Source organism: Pseudomonas sp. YJ42, from assembly GCF_047225135.1.
GTDB classification, from domain to species: Bacteria; Pseudomonadota; Gammaproteobacteria; order Pseudomonadales; family Pseudomonadaceae; genus Stutzerimonas; species Stutzerimonas stutzeri_E.
On the sequence record NZ_CP178378.1, the window covers coordinates 3,092,482 to 3,110,866 of the forward strand.

Here is an 18,385-nt window from a genome sequence, read left to right on the forward strand (position 1 = left end):
AAGCTCTTCGCATGTCGGCAGGATAGACATGCTGAAAATGTAAAAATTCCCAGCCGTAGCGTAGGAGATGGTAAGGCGGTTGAAAGTTTGAGGCAGCTTCGCTCGGCAGACAATGAAATTGACCGCATGGCGCGGATGGCACTTGTGACATGCGGCGCGGCAAGCGCCTGGAAGTACCTGGTCCCAGTACACAAAAATGGCGTTACGGCGAAAGCGTACGTGGCGCGGCGGGCGCAATTGAGTACTATCGCGTCGACATTCATGACCGGTGCAAAGGAATGCATATCCGTAACGAACAGCTCGCCGAGCTGCTGAGTCTCACCGCACACAATCTGTCGCAGCTGTCCGAGGCGCTGACAACGTTCTCCTTGGAGTTGATGGCCAGCGAGGACCCGGCCGTGCGCATCGCCAGTCGCCGAATGGTGTCTCGTGTCTCGGCGATTCAGGCGGTCTTCGATCAGAAGTCGAGCGTGCTTCTCGCGACGCCATCCGGTCCGTTGGCGTCGCATGCGATCGCCGATTCGGCGCCAAATGACGGTGCTGAAAGCACCGCTGAGCAGCCCCCGCCCCCGGAGCGCTAACGCAACGACTGCCGCAGCCGCGACAACGCACCGAGGAAAAACACCGCGCCAATCCCCAGCAGCGCCAGCAGTTGTGGCCAGATCACCGAGACGCCGGCGCCACGAAACAAAATCGCCTGCGCCAGTTCGACGAAATGGGTGGTCGGCGCCGCCAGCATGATGTGCTGGATCAGTGCGGGCATGCTTTCGCGCGGGGTCACACCGCCGGAGAGGATCTGCAACGGGATCAACGTGAGAATCACCAGCAGACCCAGTTGCGGCATGGAGCGCGCCACCGTGCCGAAGAAAATGCCCATGGACGTGGCGGCGAACAGATGCAGCGCGGCGCCGCCAACGAACAGCAGAAGCGAGCCTTGAATCGGGATATCGAGCCACCCCTCGACCACGAAGCGCAGCGCGAACGCCGCGGCCGCCAACACCACCAATCCCATCGCCCAGACCTTGCCGACCATGATTTCGAACGGCGTCACCGGCATCACCAGCAGGTGCTCGATGGTGCCGTGCTCACGTTCGCGGATCAGGGCGGCGCCGGTGAGGATGATCGCCAGCATGGTGATCTGGTTGATCACCTCGTTCACGGCGCCGAACCAGGCCCGATTCAGGTTGGGGTTGAAGGCCGTGCGCACGACGGCTTCGACCGGCAGCGCATCAACACTGCGGTAGCGCCGGACGAAGTCGGCGGTCTCGCTGGCGATGATCTGCTGGATCTGTCCGGCCCCGGTGAACGCCTGGCTGACCTGGGTGGCGTCGACATTGAGCTGGATCGTCGGCTGGCGACCGGCCAGTAAATCTGCCTGGAAGTTCGGCGGAATGTTCAGGGTGAAGGTATAGAGGCCGGCATCCATGCCGCTGTCCATCTGCTGCAGGGTGATGGCCTTGGGCTCGATGAAGTAGGGCAGCTGGAAGGCGTTGACGATACGCAGCGAGGCCTGCGAGCGATCCTCGTCGACGACGGCGATGCTGGCGCGGTGCGGCGCCTCGGGCACGGCAGTGGCGCCTTCGTAGATGGCCAGGGTGAATGAATAGATGATCAGCACCAACATTGCCGGGTCGCGGTAGAGGCTGCGCAGCTCTTTGAGGCCGAGCTGGATGATATTGCTGAGCTTGCGCCGGACATTGGCCATGTTATTTCTCCTGCTTGCGCAGGCCTGCGACGCTGAGCAGAGTCAGTAGCGGAATCGCCAGGAGCATCGGGATGAAATAGGGGTACAGGTCGGCCAGGCCCAGCGCCTTGGAAAACACCCCGCGGCTGATGATCAGAAAATGGCTGGTGGGATAGAGTTTGCCGATAAAGGCGCCAAACCCTTCCATCGCCGAGGTCGGGTGGATCAGCCCGGAAAACTGGATCGCCGGCAGCAAGGTGACGATGGTGGTGCCGAAAATGGCGGCGATCTGGCTGTTGAGGATCGACGACATCAACAGGCCCAGCCCGGTGGCGCAGGCGACATAGAGCAGGGCGCCGAGGCAGAGGGTCAGAATGCTGCCCTTGATCGGGATGCCGAAGACGAACACCGCCAGCAGTGCCAGGGTGGCGAAGTTGAACATGCCCAGGGCGATGTAGGGCAGCTGCTTGCCGAGTAGGAACTCCAGGCGGGTGGTCGGGGTGACGTAGAAGTTGGTGATCGAGCCCAACTCCTTCTCTCGCACGACACCGAGGGCGGTGAGCATCGCCGGAATCATCATCAAGAGCAGCGGAATCATCGCTGGCGCCATGGCCGGCAGGCTCTGCACGTCGGGGTTGTAGCGATAGCGGATGGCGACGTCCGCCGGTGCCAGTTGCCCGTCAACGCCGGCTTCGCGGGCCAGTTGCTGCAGGTAGGTCAGATGGATGCCCTGCACGTAGCCTTTGATGGTGTCGGCCCGCATCGGCATGGCGCCATCGATCCAGAACGCGACCTGAGGCACGGCCCCGCGTTTGAGGTCGCGGCCGAAATCGGGCGGGATTTCCACCGCCAGGCTGATGTCGCCGCTGCGCAGGCGTGCGTCCAGTTCGGCATGGCTGGCCAGCGCCGGCTTTTCCAAGAAGTAGCGCGAGCCGGCGATGTTCTGCAGGTAATGCTGGCTGGTGGTGGTCCGGTCACCGTCGAGCACGGCATAGGCCAGGTTTTCCACGTCGAAACTGACGCCGTAGCCCATGATGAACATCAGCAGCACGCTGCCGAGCATCGCCAGCGTTGCGCGGATGGGGTCGCGGCGCAGTTCCATCGCCTCGCGGCGGGTATAGCTGAGCAGCCGACGCAGGCTGAAGCGGGGCTGGCGGCCACTGTTGCTTGTCGCTTCGATCGAATCGTGCGTAGCGGTTGAGGCGGCTGCTGGCTGTTCGACGGCGTGCGCCGCGGCGGCTTCCTTCAGATAGGCGATGAAAGTCGCTTCAAGGGTCGGCAGCCCGCGCTTGGCCATCAAGGCTTGCGGCGTGTCGCTGTCCAACACCCGACCGGCGTGCATCAAGGAGATTCGGTCGCAGCGTAGCGCCTCGTTCATAAAGTGGGTCGAGATGAAAATCGTGACGCCGTCTTCTCGTGACAGTTGCACCAGCAGTTCCCAGAAACCGTCGCGGGCCACCGGATCGACGCCGGATGTGGGCTCGTCGAGAATCAGAATTTCCGGGTTGTGGATCACGGCCACCGCCAACGACAGGCGCTGGCGCACGCCCAATGGCAAGCGACTGGGCAGGCTGTCGGCGTCGTCGCTGAGATCGAAGCGCGTGAGCATCTCCTGCACGCGTGGACCACGCCGTTCGGCCGGTAGGTGGAAGAGCCGGGCGTGCAGGTCGAGGTTCTGCCTTACGGTCAGCTCGCTGTATAGCGAGAAAGCCTGGGACATATAGCCGACCCGCTGGCGGGTCTGCATGTCGTGCGGGTCCACCGGCTTGCCGAACAGCAGCGCTTCCCCCTCGCTGGCCGGCAGCAGGCCGGTGAGCATTTTCATGGTGGTGGTCTTGCCGCAGCCGTTGGAGCCGAGAAAGCCGAAGATCTCGCCGCGGGCGATGCGGAAATTGACCTGATCCACCGCGACGAAATCGCCGAAGCGCATGGTCAGCCCATGGGCTTCGATCGCAACACTGTCGCTGGGCGGCTGCGGTGGGATGACCAGCTCGCGGTGCTGGCTGCGTTTGGCTTCCGGCAGCAGGCGGATGAAGGCCTGCTCCAACGAGTCGCTGCCGGTGCGCTCAAGCATCTCGGCGGGCGTGCCGGTGGCGAGCACCTGGCCGGCATCCATCGCCACCAGATGGTCGAAGCGCTGTGCCTCATCCATGTATGCAGTGGCCACCAGCACGCTCATCTGCGGACGCTCGCTGCGGATGCGCTCGATCAGCTCCCAGAACTGCGCACGTGACAGCGGATCGACGCCGGTAGTGGGCTCGTCGAGGATCAGCAGGTCGGGGTCATGGATCAGCGCGCAACAGAGGCCGAGTTTCTGTTTCATGCCGCCGGACAGTTTGCCCGCCGGCCGCTCGAGAAAGGACGCGAGACCCGTGCTGCGGGTCAGTTCGGCAATGCGCCAGCGGCGCTCCTCGGCCGCCTGGCCGAACAGGCGGCCGAAGAATTCGAGGTTTTCGAAAACAGTGAGCGTTGGATAGAGGTTCTTGCCCAGCCCTTGGGGCATGTAGGCGATGCGCGGGCAGACCCTGCGCCGGTGGCCGGCTTCCGCGATGTCGCCGCCGAGTACGCGTAGCGTGCCCTGCTGCAGCTTGCGCGCCCCGGAGATCAACGCCAGCAGGCTGGACTTGCCCACTCCGTCGGGGCCGATCAGGCCGACCATGCATCGCGCGGGCAAGGTTAGCGTCAGCTCGTCCAGCGCACGCGTCTTGCCGTATTGCAGGCTGACCCCGGCAACCTGCACCACCGGATCGAGCGGCTCGCTCATGGCGTCACATTGATCTGCAGATGGGCGGGCCACTCGCTGTCAGCGTCGAGCTTCAGATAGGCCATGCCCGGCAGGCCGGTCTTGACCTGCTCCATGTGGCGCTTGAGCAGTTCGGGATCGATGCGCGCCTTGACCCGGAACATTAGCTTTTCGCGCTCGCTTTCGGTTTCCACGGTCTTCGGTGTGAATTGCGCCACGCTGGCCACATAGCTGACTTTGGCCGGAATTACGTATTGCGGGGCGGCGTCGATCACCAACCGCACCTCGGCGCCGATCGCCACGCGTCCGGCCTGACGTTCGGGCAGGAAGAAGGTCATGTAGACGTCGGCCAGATCGACCAGATTGAGCAGCTTGCCCCCCGCGCCGAGGACTTCGCCGGGCTGCGCCACTCGGTATTGCACACGAGCCACCCGGTCGCTCTTCAGTTCGCTGTCACGAATGTCCGCTTGCAAGCGCTCAACGCCGGCCTGCGCCGCTTCGACAGCCGAACGCGCCTCGATCACCTGGGATTTCGCTGCGGCAATGCCGGCGTCGGCGGAGATCACTTGAGCGCGCGCGGCCGCGAGCGCCGCCTGGGCGCTTTGCATGGCGGCGAGGTCATCGTCGAGTTGCTGGCGCGCCATGGCGTTGCGCGCCACCAGGGTTTCGGTCCGTTGGTGGCGCTTCTGGGCCGCGGTCAGTTCAGCTCGGCGCTGGGTCACCACGGCTTCGGCGGTGGCACGCTCGCTTTCCCGCTGGGCGACCATGGCCTCTGCGGTAAGGATGGCATTCTCGCCCTGACGGACCTGCGCACGCGCTTGGTTCAGTTGCGCCTGGAGCACATCGGTATCCATGCGCGCCAGTACCTGGCCCGGCTGGACGAAATCACCCTCGTCCGCGAGGATTTCCAGCACTCGGCCCGGGTTCTTGGTGGCGACATCAATCTCGGTCGCTTCGATGCGACCGTTACCGCTGGCGAACCCTTCGCCGAGACCGCTGGGGCGCAATTCGCTCCACAGCAGCGCCCCGATGACGGCAATCACGGCGGCGGCTGCGAGAACCTTGAGTGCGGCTCGGGTGCGTGGCTGACTCATGACTCTGCTCCGGCAATTAAACGTCCGGAGTCATCTTAGGCGCTCTAATACGCTACTTGTGTGTATCTGGATCAATTCCGAGGCGATTAGCGCCTACCGTCCGGCAGTTGCTCAGGGCAGTTGTCGGGCATGGCTCAGCGTCCATTCGAGAATGTCGGCACTGAGCCGGTCACTGGCCTGGCCGAAGGCCTCGACCACGCTTTCCACGCGGGGATCGGCGCTCGGCTGGCGAACTTCAAAGCGACGGTTGGCCAGGGTGCGTTGGTCGTTGCGATTGACCAGCCGCGCGTCGAGGGTGATCACCACGTCCGGCTTGCCGTCGATGTAGACGGTCTGAAAGGCGCGCAGATCGCTGTGCAGGCTGAGGTCGGCGTAGAGATTGACGTCTTCGTTGCTTACCGAAGGCATGCGTCCGTCGCGCTGGAAGGCTTCGATCAGGCGGTCACGCAGCAACACTGGCGCAGCGTCGGCCCAGCGTGCGCCGCCGTAAGCGCTGATCTGGTTGCCCTGCGGCACGACGGCGATGCGCTGCCCGGAGAGAATCCTGCTGGCCTGCGGCGTGTTGATACGCAGCGCCTGCTGGACGGTCGGCTCGCTGGCTTGCTGCGGCGTCGGTGAGCTCGGCAGCAGGAAGATCCGCAGGGTCTCGGATTCCGGCAGAACCGAACAGGCCGTGAGCGCCGTGATCAGTCCGAACAGGATGACGAGGACCACGGAACGGTAGCGAAGGCTCATGGATTGAACTCCTGTAATTTATCTCGGCCGAGCAGGAACCCCCTGGGGTTGTCTTCCAAACGCTGGGTCACCCGGCGCAAGGCGGCGAGGGTAGTGCGCAACTCATTGATCGCCGGTCCCAGTTCGTTGAAGCCCTGCATGCCGTTGTTCAGCGCGCTCTGGTTGTCCTCAAGCAGCGTATCCAGGCGCGCAGTGGCGCGATCCAGGGCTTTCATCGAGTGTGCCGCGCTGGCGAGCACGCTGCGACCCTGATCGTCGAGCAGGCCGTTAGCGTTGCGCGCCAGGCTCGACAGCTCGCTCATCACAGTGTTGGCCTGCTGGCTCAGCTGATTGAACTGCTCGAGCGTCTGCGCCAGGTCGCCGCGCTGTTCGGACAGCACGCTAGTGGCCTGCTCCAGGTGTTCCAGGGTGCGGCTCAAGCGCGTGGTGTTCTCCTCGGAGAAGATCTGATTGGCACTGAGCAAGAGGTTATTGATGTTGCTCAGCAGGTCCTCGCCGTTTTCCAACAGCGCGCTGAGCGGCGAGGGATCGGCGACGATCAACGGCGGGTCGTCGGGATCGCCTGCCAGGCGTGGACTCTGCGGGGTGCCGCCATGCAGCTGGATAACCATGCTGCCGGTGATGTTGGCCAAAGCCAGGCGCGCCTGGGTGTCGGTCTTGATCGGCGTGCCGCCATAGACGCGGATGCGCGCGCGGACCTTGCGCGGGTCATCCGGCTCCAGCCACAGCTGGACGACATCGCCGACCTTGATGCCGCTGTATTCCACCGAGCTGCCGCTCGACAGTCCGCTGACCGTCTGGCTGAAGCCGATGTCGTAGTAGCTGTATTCACGATCAATGCTCGATTTGCCCAGCCACAGCGCGAACAGCAGCGCGCCGCCAACCGCGATCACGGTGAACAGTCCGATCAGGACGTGATGGGCTCGGGTTTCCATTCAGGGCATCTCCAGCTTTGGCGCAGCGTCGTGCGCGGCGCGACCACGCGGGCCGTGAAAATATTCGCGAATCCAGGCGTCCTCGGTGGCGGCCACGGTTTCGAGGGTATCGACCACCAGCACGCGCTTCTGTGCCAGCACGGCGACGCGGTCGCAGATGGTGTAGAGCGTATCCAGGTCGTGTGTGACCAGGAACACGCTGAAGCCCAGCGCATCACGCAGGGTCAGGATCAACTGATCGAAGGCGGCCGCGCCGATCGGGTCGAGGCCGGCGGTCGGCTCGTCGAGAAACAGCACCTCCGGATCCAGCGCAAGCGCCCGGGCCAGCGCCGCGCGCTTGACCATGCCGCCGGACAACTCGTCGGGGTACTTGCAGGCGGCATCCGGCGGCAGGCCGGCCAGCGCCAGCTTCTGCCGCGCCAGGTGTTCGGCGTCGGCCCTTTTAAGGCCGATGTGCTCGATCAGCGGCAGGGCGACGTTTTCCTGCAGGTTGAGTGAGGTGAACAAGGCGCCACGCTGGAACAGTACGCCAAAGCGTCGTTCGATCTCCGAGCGGCGTTGGCCGGACAGCTTCAGCAAGTTCTCGCCGAACACCTTGATGCTGCCGGCGTTGGGCTGGCGCAAGCCGACGATGCTGCGCAGCAATACCGACTTGCCGGTGCCGGAGCCGCCGACCACGCCGAGAATCTCGCCGCGGCGGATATCCAGGTCGAGATTGACGTGCACCGCCTGGCTGCCGAAGCGGTTGACCAGGCCTCGCACCTGGATCACAGGCTCGCCAGCCATCACCAGCCCATCTCCATGAAAAACAGCGCGGCGATCGCATCGATCAGGATCACCATGAAGATCGACTGCACCACGCTGGAGGTGGTGTGCTCGCCTACCGACTGCGCGCTGCCGCTGGCTTTGAAACCTTCCAGGCACCCAATCACGGCGATCAGAAAAGCGAATACCGGCGCCTTGCCGAGGCCGACCAGGAAGTGGTTGAGCGGGATGTCGCGCTGCAAGATGGTGAAGAACATCGCCGGCGAGATATCCAGCGCCAGGGCACAGACGGTCAGCCCGCCGACGATGCCGCTGAGCATGCCGATAAAGGTCAGGATCGGCAGGGTGATCAGCATCGCCAGCATGCGCGGCAGTACCAGAAGCTCGATCGGGCTGAGGCCCAGGGTGCGAATGGCGTCGATTTCCTCGTTGGATTTCATTGCTCCGATCTGCGCGGCGAAGGCGCTGGCGGTGCGCCCGGCGAGCAGGATCGCGGCCAGCAGTACGCCGAATTCGCGCAGGAAGGAAAACGCCACCAGGTTGACCGTGTAGATGGTCGCGCCGAAATCGGCCAGCACCGTGGCGCCGAGAAAGGCCACCACGGCGCCGACCAGAAAGGTCAGCAGTGCAACGATGGGTATCGCATCCAGCCCGGTCTGCTCGATATGCGCCACCAGCGAGGTGATCCGCCATCGGCGCGGGCTGAGGCTGACGCTGAACAATGTCTGCAGGGTCAGGCCGATAAAGCCGAGCAGGGTGCGTTGCTGGTTCCAGACACTGGAAACGCTGCGGCCCACGTGAGCCAGAACATCGGCAAACCCGTTGGTTTCAGGCTTCTGTTGTGCTTGCGGCTTATCCAGCGCGGCGGCGACGGTTTTCAGCAGCGCCTGACGTTCCGCGGGCAGTTCCGGCGCCCAATCGCTCAGGCGGGCCACCCGCGCCGGGCCGAGCAGCTCCGCCAGCAGCCCGGCGCCGGCGGTATCCAGTTCGCCGAGCCCATGCAGATCGACCTGATCGGCATCGGTCACCTGACGGCGAGCCCGTTCCACCTGACGCCGGAGGATGGCGTAGTGCGGCAGCGTCCAGTCGCCCTCGACCGCCAGAATGATGGCCTGGGTATCGCTGTTCGGGCGCCGCTGTAGGTTGCCGGGTGGCGAAGTGGGGTGCGTCAAAATGCTATCCCGTCATGCAAGTGGCGATGAAAGGCACGCGCCTGGTCGCCGAGGTATTTTCGCCAGACGCTTATGGTTCGGACCCTACTCGCGCGGTTCCGTTTAGCCGGTTGCCCGTATGGCGGCACTTGGTCGAAAGGGCGCAATTTGTTACAGGAGAGCGCGAACTATCGATGGGTTTAGGCCTCCATAGCGTGCACGCCGACGGCCATGCTCGGTACGCATCGCGTCGAAGGGCTGCTATCTTACGCCGCCTTTGCTGGCGTCAGCATTACGCCCGGTATTCGGGGCCTGCCAATCTTTTCGTCTATTTCCACGATTCCAGCGAGGCTACCGGTTGCCTATGAATTGCTTGCGTTTCCTGCCGTTTCTCGCGGTTCTGGCGGTCATCGTCTTCAGCGGACTCCGCCCGGAACCCATTCCGCAAGTGTTCGATCAGCAGGACAAGCTGCATCACATGCTCGGTTTCGCCGCCCTGATGTTTTCGCTGCGTCTGGCGTTTTCGCAATGGAGCGCCATTTGGTCGGTCGCCGCCAGCGTGGGCGTTTCCGCTCTGATCGAGGTCGCTCAGGGCCTCTTGCCCAATCGCGAGGCGTCGCTCGGCGACATGCTGGCCAATACGCTCGGGGTCCTGCTTGGCTGGGGCTGCTCGTACCTGGCGTATCAGTGGTACCTGCGGCGGATCGGCGTGACCACCGAACCCGAGGTGCCTGATCCGGCAGAGCGTCTCGGCCATCCCGAACGCCCCTGAGCCGGCTTCATGATCGCGCGGCCGATTGGTCGGCCGAGCCGCCGCGCAATGTCTGTCGGGCTGTGCCAGCCAGCACTGCGGTCAGAACCATGGCGACGATCGCACCGGCCGTGGCCAGGGCCATGTCTTTCTGCGGGTCCCAGCGATCCTGCTGGGTGGCGAGAAAGGTTCGGCCCTCCGCTGCGCTGAGTGTCTCTGCACCGAACCATTCGATCAATTCGTAGATCGCCGAGGTCGAGAGCACGATATCCACCGGCAGCAGCAGGCTCCAGAGACCGGGGCGCAGGCCCAGACGGATCAGCACTTCGCGGATCGGGTAGGCCAACAGCAAGCCGTAGCTGAGGTGGGCCAGCCGGTCGAACTGGTTGCGCTCCCAGCCAAATGCCTGGTTCAGGCTGTCTCCCGTCAGCGCTTGCCACCAGTCGTCGTAGGGCACCTTGGCATAGGTGTAGTGTGCGCCCAGCTGATGGATGCACAGATAAATGACGATCAGTGTCGCTGCCAAAGGCGAGGGCAGGTAATGCCGATGACCCAGTAGCAGGGCGACGGCCAGCACGAGCACTAGCTGGTTTTCCAGCAGCCAGTCATGACGATCCACGGGCGCGATGGCCAGCGCGCCCCATATCGCCAGGAACGACAGCAACAGCGTCAGCAGATAGCGTCGGTGACTGCGGTCGGCATCCATGTTCTCTCCTCGAACGTCATGTACCTATCCGTATGGACCGGCGTAACGACGAGAGAATCCGTTAGCCCTTCTGGCGACTCGATGCCAGCGGGAGCGCGCCGCTATCCAACTTTTTGGCGCGCTTGTGGGTCACACGAACGGGACCTTGGACGAGCAGGACCATGTGGCTTCAGCTGTGCGAAAACCTTCTGCGAGCGCGACAGTGGCGGCGCTGCTTCTGCTTGGTGCAGATGGCATTGCTGGCCGCCTGCGACGGTCGGCAATCGGCGCTCGACCCCGCCGGAACCGGTGCCGAAAGCATCGTCGTGCTGTTCTGGTGGATGTGCGGCGGTGCAGCGCTGATCTGGGTCGCGGTGATGGGCATCGCCGTCTATTCCACCCAGGCGCACCCCGAGGCGCACGGCATTCGCAGCGCGCGCTGGCTGATCTTCGGCGGCGGCATCCTCTTTCCCATCGTCGTGCTCACCGCGCTTCTGGTTTACGGACTGATGCTGATGCAGCCACTACGCTCGACCGCCGACATCGCTCTGCGGGTGGATGTATCCGGGGAGCAATGGTGGTGGCGGGTGCGCTACCACACGGATACGGGAGAAGCAGTGGAGTTGGCCAACGAGATCCGCTTGCCGGTCGGCCAGCGGGTGGCCTTCAACCTGACCAGCCCGGACGTCATCCACTCGTTCTGGATTCCCTCGCTGGGCGGTAAGGTGGACATGATCCCCGGCCGCAGCAATCAACTGGTGCTGGAGCCAACCCGTACCGGCACCTTTCGCGGCGTCTGCGCCGAGTTCTGCGGCACGTCCCATGCGCTGATGGCCTTTTCAGTGGTAGTGATGGAGCCGGCGGCTTTCGATGCCTGGCTCGCCGGGCAGGCGAAGCCGGCGCCGGAGCCGCAATCGGCGCTGCAGCGCCAGGGCCAGCGGGCCTTTCTCAGCAATGGCTGCGGCGCCTGCCATCGGGTGCGCGGCACCGAGGCGGACGGCACGGTCGGCCCCGACCTGACCCATGTCGGCAGTCGCCTGAGCCTCGCCGCCGGTACCTTGCCCGCCGATATCGAAGCTTTCCAGCGCTGGATCGGTCATACCGGGCAGATCAAGCCCGACGTCAGGATGCCCACGTTCGGCATGTTGCCCAATGACCAGCTGACGGCCATGGCGCACTACCTGAAGGGGCTGGAATGAGCGAGCCGATCGAATATCGCGACCCGCAGGAGCAAGCCCGCGCCGAAGCGCAGGCCGAGCGCCTCGCCGCGGCCTGGAAGACGCCCACTGGTTGGCGCTACTGGTCGGCGGTGAACAACACCGAGGTAGGGCTCTGGTACACCGGCGTGTCGTTCCTGTTCTTTCTCTTCGCCGGCGTGCTGGCGATGCTGATCCGTGCGCAGCTGGCGGTGCCGGACAACGATCTGCTGTCGGCCGAAACCTATAACCAGGTGTTCACCCTGCACGGCTCGGTGATGATGTTTTTGTTTGGCGTGCCGATCTTCGAGGCTTTCTCGATTCTCATCCTGCCGCAGATGCTCGGGGCGCGGGATCTGCCGTTTCCGAGGCTGTCAGCCTACGGCTTCTGGTGCTTCATCATCGGCGGCGTATTCGTCTGCGGCTCGATCTTCTTCGGTGTTGCGCCCCAGGGCGGCTGGTTCATGTACCCGCCGCTGACCACTACCTACCAGGACGGCCTCGGTGCGGACATCTGGCTGCTCGGGCTGTCGTTCATCGAAGTGTCGTCGATCGCGGCGGCGGTGGAGCTGATCGTCGGCGTGCTGAAAACGCGGCCGCCGGGCATGCGCATCAACCTGATCCCGCTGTACTCCTGGTACATCCTGGTGGTCGCCGGGATGATCCTGTTTGCATTTCCACCGCTGATCGCGGGCGACCTGCTGTTCGAGCTGGAGCGCGCTTTCGACTGGCCGTTCTTCGATGCCAGCCGCGGCGGTGATCCGCTCTTGTGGCAGCACCTGTTCTGGATCTTCGGCCATCCCGAGGTCTACATCATCTTCCTGCCTGCCGTGGCGCTGGTGGCGACTATCGTGCCCACCGCCGCGGGGCGGCCGATCGTCGGCTATACCTTCATCGTGCTGGCCGCGGTGGGTACCGGCTTCATCAGCTTTGGGCTGTGGGTGCATCACATGTTCACCACCGGCATGCCAGGCATCTCACTGGCGTTCTTCTCGGCGGCGTCCGAGGCGGTGGCGATTCCCACCGGGGTGCAAATCTTCTGCTTTCTGGCGACAGCGCTTGCCGGGCGCTTCGTCAAATCGGTGCCGATGCTGTTCGTCGCCGGCGCGCTGGCGATTTTCGTGCTGGGCGGGCTGACCGGGGTGATGGTGGCGCTGGCGCCGTTCGACTTCCAGGCCCACGACACCTACTTCATCGTCGCCCACCTGCATTACGTGCTGATCGGCGGCATGCTGTTCCCAGTGATCGCCGGGCTCTACTACTTCTTCCCGTTGGCGATGAGCAAGACGCTATCGGATCGCCTCGGGCGGATCGCCTTCTGGCTGATGTTCGTCGGCTTCAACATCGCCTTTCTGCCGATGCACTTCACTGGCCTGCTGGGCATGCCGCGGCGCGTCTATACCTATGCGCCGGACATGGGCTTCGATGTGCTCAACATGGTGTCCACTGTGGGCGCCTTCATCCTCGCCGCCGGCGTCGCGGTGTTGGTCTGGGACGTCATGCGGCCCAAGGGCAAGCAACCCTACAGTGCACGCAATCCGTGGAATGCCGGTACCCTCGAATGGCTGGCGGAGATGCCCGGCAGGCCCTGGGGCTCGCGCTCGATCCCGATCATCAAGAGCCGCTACCCGCTGTGGGACCAACCCAACCTGATGCGCGACGTCGACGCCGGGCGCTTCTATCTGCCGGATGCCGAAGAAGGCAAGCGCGAGACGCTGATCAGCAGCATCATCGATGCCGAGCCAATCCAGTGCCTGCGCGTGCCGGGCCCGACCTTCCTCAGCATGTGGGCGGCGATCTTCACCGGGGGGCTGTTCATCTTCGCCACTTACAGCTGGTACGTCTCGGCGTTGGTCAGCGGTGGCCTGGCGCTGGTCACCATCCTGATATGGCTGTGGACCGGCACCGCGATGATCCCGGAGAAGCCGCGCAAGGACATCGGTCTGGAGGTGTCGCTGCCGCTGTATGCCTCAGGCGCCAAATCGGTGGGCTGGTGGGCCACCTTCATCACCATGATCGGCGACATGAGTGCCTTCGCCAGCCTGGTGTTCGGGTACTTCTTCTTCTGGACCGTGCATGAGGACTTTCCACCGGCCAACGCTGCCGGTCCCGGTGTGTTCTGGCCGATGATCGCGTTGGGGCTGATTCTCTGCGCCTGGGCGCTGACGCTGCTGGCCCGGCGCTGCAACGCTCGGGACCAGGCCGCGGGTTTCTATCTCGCACTGGGGCTGGCGGCGCTGCTCACCCTGGTGGGCGCCTGGTCACTCTGGGCCGGGCCTCATTTCAGCGGGCTCGACCCAACCCGCGATGTCTACCCCGCGACGGTCTGGGTGTTGGTGCTCTGGTGCCTGCTGCACCTGGCGGTCGGGCTGGTCATGCAGCTGTATTGTCTGGCGCGTCGCGCCGCAGGCCGCATGACTGCCGCTTACGACATCGATATCCACAACGTCGCGCTCTATTGGCATTTCATGGCCATTACCCTGGGTGTGACCGTCGCGGTCATCGCCGGATTCCCGGAGCTCGCATGAACGAACAACCTGAACGCACATTCGAGGCCCAGCCCGAACCCGCGCCGCAGCTGCGAGACTCCCTGTGGCTGCTGACCCTCGGGCCGGCGATCTGGGCGGTGCACTTTCTGCTGTGCTACGTGGCGGCGGCGGTCTGGTGCGCCAAGCTGGCGGGGCGCGCCGGCCCGTTGGGTGATCTGCGCACCGCCATTGGCGTGCTGACGCTGGTCGCCCTGGTGGGCATCGCATTGGTCGGCTGGCGTGGCTGGCGCGGACATACCTTCGGCACGGCGACGGCGCCGCATGATTTCGATACCCCGGCCGATCGACATCGCTTCCTGGGCTTCTCGACGCTTCTGCTGAGCGGCCTGAGCTTCGTCGCCACGGTGTTCGTCGCGCTAAGCGTGGTCTTCATCGGGAGCTGCGAATGATCTGGCGTCACCTGTCGCTGATGTTGGGGCTGGTCACGCTGGCGGTGGTCTGGCTCGGTCCGCTGCCGGCCATGGCCGATCAGTTGTTCGTCGGGCATATGTTGATGCACGTGATGGTGGTGGCCGTGGCAGCACCATTGCTGGCGATCGGGCTGGCTGGCGGCCGGCTGGATCTGTCCAGCCGGATCCCGTTCGTTTTCTCACCGATTCTGGCCTCGGTGATCGAGCTGTTCGTGGTGTGGGCCTGGCACATGCCGGTGTTGCACCATGCGGCGCGAACCGCCACGGCCGCGCAACTGCTGGAGCAGGGCAGCTACCTGTTCGTCGGGTTGCTGGTGTGGCTCGCGGCGTTCGGTGGGGTCAGGCATCGCCGTGCCCTGGCCGGCATCGCCGGTCTGCTGCTGACCTCTATGCACATGACGTTGCTCGGCGTGCTGCTGGCGATGTCCAGCCGACCGCTGTTCGACCACACCGGCTCGGCACTGTCGGGTCTGAATCCGCTGGAGGACCAACAGCTGGGCGGCGTGATCATGCTGGTGTTCGGCGGCACCAGTTACCTGATCGGCGGGCTGTGTCTGCTCGGTGGGCTGTTACAGGACAAGCGCGATGTCGTTTCGCTCAGTTAGGTCGTTGTTCCGCCGGGCGGCGATGCCGTTGCGTCGCGGGTTGTGCTGGCTGACGGGTGGCTCCTGGCGGCGCGCGGCGGCGGGCGTCGCGCTGCTGACGGGGCTCGCCGGTGCGACTGCCGTGCTGCTGGCGTCGCTGGGACTGGTGCCGATCAGCGCCAGCTCCGGGCATTGGAAGGCGACCGGCTGGATGCTGCACTACGTGATGCGCCGCGCGGTCAGCACCCAATCGATGGGCATCGAGGTGCCGCCGCTCGACGATCCGGCCTTGGTGCTCAAGGGCGCCGGGCATTATCAAACCGGTTGCCTCGCCTGTCATGGCGCACCGGGACGCAAGCGCTCGCTGATCGTTCGGCAGATGACCCCCGAACCACCATTCCTGCCGTCGCGCATAGCGCATTGGGAGCCCCAGGAGCTGTTCCTTATCGTCAAGCATGGAGTCAAGTTCACCGCCATGCCCGCCTGGCCGGCGCCGCAGCGCGACGATGAAGTCTGGGCAATGGTGGCCTTCCTGCAAGCGCTGCCGGGCATGTCCGAGCAGCGCTATCGCGAGCTTGCGCTGGGGGATCGCACCGAGGACAGCCGCGGATCGAGGGCTGCCGAAAGTGCCAGACCGCGGGATGATGCGCTGGCGCCGGTGCTGGCCGACTGCAGTCGTTGCCACGGCGTCGACGGTAACGGGCGGGGCGGGCTGGTGCCACGCCTGACCGGGCAGAGCCAGGCCTATTTGCATGGCGCGTTGCGGGCCTATGCTCGAGGCCAACGCCACAGCGGCATCATGCAATCGGTGGCTGCGGGGCTCGAACCCTCCGTTCTGAAGGCGCTGGCCAGGCATTACGCCAGGTTGCCGGTGCCTGCCCGAGCGGATGAACCCCAAGCCTCCGCTGAAGCGCTGGAGCGCGGTCGTACCCTGGCCGAACGCGGCGTGCCGGAACGGGGTGTTCCGTCCTGCGTGCATTGTCACGGCCCGAAGCGCTCGCCGCGTAATCCGATGTACCCCGGCATTGCAGGCCAGTACAGCGGTTACCTGAAGCAGCAACTGGAATTGTTCACCGCCGGCCAGCGTGGCGGCAGTGAATACGCCAACGTCATGCATAGCGCCGCGCAGCGCCTCACGCCGGAGCAGATGCAAGCGGTGGCGGATTATTACGCTTCGTTGCCGTCAGACGCGTCAGCTTCCCTGACGGAAGAGGCGCCCAACCCATCCCAGCCACAACAGAGGTAACGATGTTCGACAAAATCGTCGAGGTGGTATCGGCGTTTGGCTATCTCGGCGTGTTCGCGCTGATGTTGCTGGAAAACATATTTCCACCGATCCCCTCGGAGCTGATCATGCCGCTGGCCGGCTTTGTCGCGGCACGTGGCGAGCTCAACTTCATCGGTGTGATCGCTGTCGGCACGACCGGTTCGGTGGTGGGTGCGCTGCCCTGGTACTACGCCGGCGCCAGGCTTGGCCAGGTGAGCATGAGGCGCCTGGCCAAACGCTGGGGGCATTGGTTGACGCTGTCGCCGGAAGATGTCGACAAGGCGAGTGCCTGGTTCGATCGGCATGGCAAAGCGGCGGTGTTTTTTGGCCGCCTGATGCCTGCGGTGCGCACGCTGATCTCGGTGCCGGCCGGTATCGTCGGTATGCCGATGCCCCTGTTTCTGCTCTATTCGAGCCTGGGTTCGCTGATCTGGACGGCCCTGCTGGCGCTGGCGGGTTTTGCGCTCGAATCGCAATACGAGAAGGTCGCGCAATACCTCGACCCGATCTCCACCGGCGTGGTGGTTCTGTTCGTCGTTTACTATCTGTACCGGCTGGTCCGCCAGCGATTTGCCCGGCATGGCTGACAGGTGGGCCGAAGCCCACGCTGCCCTTTCAGTGCCTCACCAGGCCAGTGCCATCAAGCTTCAGGCCGCGCCCACCGCCGCGTGGCGATCGTGGCGGATGCGCTCGCATTGATCGATCACAGCGAAGACCTGCTGCCACATCTGCTCGGACTGCTGCTTGAGCTGATCGGTACGGCTCTGGATCAAGCCCTTGATCCGCTCGGCATCGTCCGTCACCAGATCGATCTTGCGTTTGATTTCAGCCTCGTCGGTGGTGACCTGCACCAGCCCTTCGGGAAATCCGTAGTCCTCGAACAGCATCTGGTACTTGTGGCTCCAACCCGTGGCCAGCGCCGGCACGCCCTGGGACAGCGCACTGACCAGCCCATGGAAACGACTGCCCAGGGTGCCGCTGCAGGCGCCGAGGATGCCCTTGATCTCTAGCGCGCCGCTTTCCTTGACGATCGGGATGCCGCCGACGGCCGCCGACAACTCGTCGGCGAGCCGCTGATCATCCTTGCCTTCATGCACCAGGACGAAGGGCTTGGCGCCCTTCTCCAGCAGGTAGCGTGTGCAACTGATCAGAAACGGCAGGTAGGCATCGCGGGTCTGTTGGTCGGTTTTGTCGAGCATCCGGCAGTTGGGCACGATGCAGAAACGGTTCTGCTCGGTATCGAAATTCGCCGGCAACACGCCTTTGATCAGGTTGGTGAAGTCCGGCGACTGCTTGATCTTGCTCTGCTCGCCGACCAGGCCGGTCAGGTGCTCGTACGACACGCGCTCGCGCGGGAAGATCAGGTCTACATTCTCGACCACCGTCTTCATCGCAGCCTGGTTCTTCTCGGACTCGAACGGGCCCAGCGCCTGGGGCATGAGGATCACGCGGGTGCCGTTTTTCTTCCAGCGCTTGGCCGACTGGGCGAGTTCGGCGCAGGGGCTCTCGCCCCATTGATCGCTGTAGGCGAAGCCGGCCGCGTCGATGACCACATCGACCTCTTTATCCAGCACTACGCCATACATCTCACGAAGCTGGCGCGGCGCGAAATTGGCCAGCGTTCCCCATTGGATGCCATAGCGCCACAGCCAGGCCTTGGGGTAAAAACCCAGCTGGACCAGTTTGCGGAACGGCTGCTCGGCTTTCTTCGGAGTGGGTGCCATGACGAAGGTAGCGTCTGGATACCGGGCCTTCAGCCTCTGCAGCGCTGCATGCAACATCAGCTCAGCGCCTTTATTGACGAAGCCTGCCTTTCTGATCTCGATAATCATCGCT

The 18,385-nt window shown here is 64.2% G+C and carries 17 protein-coding genes; 8 read left to right on the forward strand and 9 right to left on the reverse strand.

Translation table 11 applies throughout. From position 1 onward, the window contains the following. Positions 1-149 precede the first annotated feature (149 nt). Positions 150-581, forward strand: a complete 432-nt coding sequence (locus tag ACL0K2_RS14295; RefSeq protein WP_052679351.1) for a hypothetical protein — start codon at positions 150-152, stop codon at positions 579-581. On the opposite strand, the gene ACL0K2_RS14300 is transcribed toward ACL0K2_RS14295, so the two are convergent. The 7 genes from ACL0K2_RS14300 to ACL0K2_RS14330 form a co-directional block, all read right to left on the reverse strand. After that, on the reverse strand, positions 578-1,705 hold the full coding sequence (locus tag ACL0K2_RS14300; RefSeq protein ID WP_239611343.1) for an ABC transporter permease: 1,128 nt from the start codon (positions 1,703-1,705) through the stop codon (positions 578-580). The two genes, ACL0K2_RS14295 and ACL0K2_RS14300, sit on opposite strands and share 4 nt — an antisense overlap. Before the next feature lies 1 nt (position 1,706). Continuing rightward, positions 1,707-4,448 (reverse strand): ribosome-associated ATPase/putative transporter RbbA, encoded by a 2,742-nt coding sequence (gene rbbA, locus ACL0K2_RS14305; RefSeq protein ID WP_413042888.1) that lies wholly within the window; start codon positions 4,446-4,448, stop codon positions 1,707-1,709. Beyond that, the gene (locus tag ACL0K2_RS14310; protein ID WP_413042889.1) at positions 4,445-5,521 is read right to left on the reverse strand and encodes an HlyD family secretion protein; all 1,077 of its coding nucleotides are present in this window, start codon (positions 5,519-5,521) and stop codon (positions 4,445-4,447) included. The genes rbbA and ACL0K2_RS14310 overlap by 4 nt, the downstream gene beginning before the upstream one ends. Positions 5,522-5,632: 111 nt before the next feature. Further along, positions 5,633-6,256 carry an ABC-type transport auxiliary lipoprotein family protein gene (locus ACL0K2_RS14315; RefSeq protein WP_045164215.1) on the reverse strand — a complete coding sequence of 208 codons (624 nt, stop codon included), beginning with the start codon at positions 6,254-6,256 and terminating at the stop codon, positions 5,633-5,635. Further along, a complete protein-coding gene (locus ACL0K2_RS14320) occupies positions 6,253-7,191 on the reverse strand; it encodes an MlaD family protein (protein WP_413042890.1) in 939 nt (312 codons plus the stop codon). Before ACL0K2_RS14320 ends, ACL0K2_RS14315 begins: the two co-directional genes overlap by 4 nt. Then, a complete protein-coding gene (locus ACL0K2_RS14325; RefSeq protein WP_239611339.1) occupies positions 7,192-7,977 on the reverse strand; it encodes an ABC transporter ATP-binding protein in 786 nt (261 codons plus the stop codon). Continuing rightward, complete coding sequence (locus tag ACL0K2_RS14330; RefSeq protein WP_413042891.1) at positions 7,977-9,128, reverse strand: MlaE family ABC transporter permease; 1,152 nt, start codon at positions 9,126-9,128, stop codon at positions 7,977-7,979. Before ACL0K2_RS14330 ends, ACL0K2_RS14325 begins: the two co-directional genes overlap by 1 nt. A gap of 343 nt (positions 9,129-9,471) precedes the next feature. On the opposite strand from ACL0K2_RS14330, the gene ACL0K2_RS14335 reads away from it, so the two are divergent. Further along, complete coding sequence (locus ACL0K2_RS14335) at positions 9,472-9,879, forward strand: VanZ family protein (RefSeq protein ID WP_045164211.1); 408 nt, start codon at positions 9,472-9,474, stop codon at positions 9,877-9,879. Positions 9,880-9,886: 7 nt separating this feature from the next. Here ACL0K2_RS14335 and ACL0K2_RS14340 read toward each other — a convergent pair whose 3' ends face one another. Then, positions 9,887-10,564, reverse strand: a complete 678-nt coding sequence (locus tag ACL0K2_RS14340; RefSeq protein ID WP_045164210.1) for a DUF2238 domain-containing protein — start codon at positions 10,562-10,564, stop codon at positions 9,887-9,889. Between the two features lie 161 nt (positions 10,565-10,725). On the opposite strand from ACL0K2_RS14340, the gene coxB reads away from it, so the two are divergent. The 6 genes from coxB to ACL0K2_RS14370 are packed head-to-tail and all read left to right on the forward strand — an operon-like array spanning position 10,726 to position 17,136. Then, entirely contained in the window at positions 10,726-11,742 is a 1,017-nt protein-coding gene (gene coxB, locus ACL0K2_RS14345; RefSeq protein WP_413042892.1) for a cytochrome c oxidase subunit II, read from the forward strand. Then, the gene (ctaD, locus tag ACL0K2_RS14350; RefSeq protein WP_413042893.1) at positions 11,739-14,267 is read left to right on the forward strand and encodes a cytochrome c oxidase subunit I; all 2,529 of its coding nucleotides are present in this window, start codon (positions 11,739-11,741) and stop codon (positions 14,265-14,267) included. Before coxB ends, ctaD begins: the two co-directional genes overlap by 4 nt. Beyond that, positions 14,264-14,677, forward strand: a complete 414-nt coding sequence (locus ACL0K2_RS14355) for a hypothetical protein (RefSeq protein ID WP_045164208.1) — start codon at positions 14,264-14,266, stop codon at positions 14,675-14,677. Before ctaD ends, ACL0K2_RS14355 begins: the two co-directional genes overlap by 4 nt. Further along, entirely contained in the window at positions 14,674-15,303 is a 630-nt protein-coding gene (locus ACL0K2_RS14360; RefSeq protein WP_045164207.1) for a cytochrome c oxidase assembly protein, read from the forward strand. Before ACL0K2_RS14355 ends, ACL0K2_RS14360 begins: the two co-directional genes overlap by 4 nt. After that, positions 15,284-16,528 (forward strand): c-type cytochrome, encoded by a 1,245-nt coding sequence (locus tag ACL0K2_RS14365; protein WP_230623715.1) that lies wholly within the window; start codon positions 15,284-15,286, stop codon positions 16,526-16,528. Before ACL0K2_RS14360 ends, ACL0K2_RS14365 begins: the two co-directional genes overlap by 20 nt. Before the next feature lie 2 nt (positions 16,529-16,530). After that, positions 16,531-17,136 (forward strand): DedA family protein, encoded by a 606-nt coding sequence (locus tag ACL0K2_RS14370; protein ID WP_045164206.1) that lies wholly within the window; start codon positions 16,531-16,533, stop codon positions 17,134-17,136. Positions 17,137-17,196: 60 nt separating this feature from the next. Here the strand turns inward: ACL0K2_RS14370 and ACL0K2_RS14375 are convergent, their stop codons facing one another. Next, positions 17,197-18,381 (reverse strand): polysaccharide pyruvyl transferase family protein, encoded by a 1,185-nt coding sequence (locus ACL0K2_RS14375; RefSeq protein WP_413042894.1) that lies wholly within the window; start codon positions 18,379-18,381, stop codon positions 17,197-17,199. Positions 18,382-18,385: the final 4 nt, after the last annotated feature.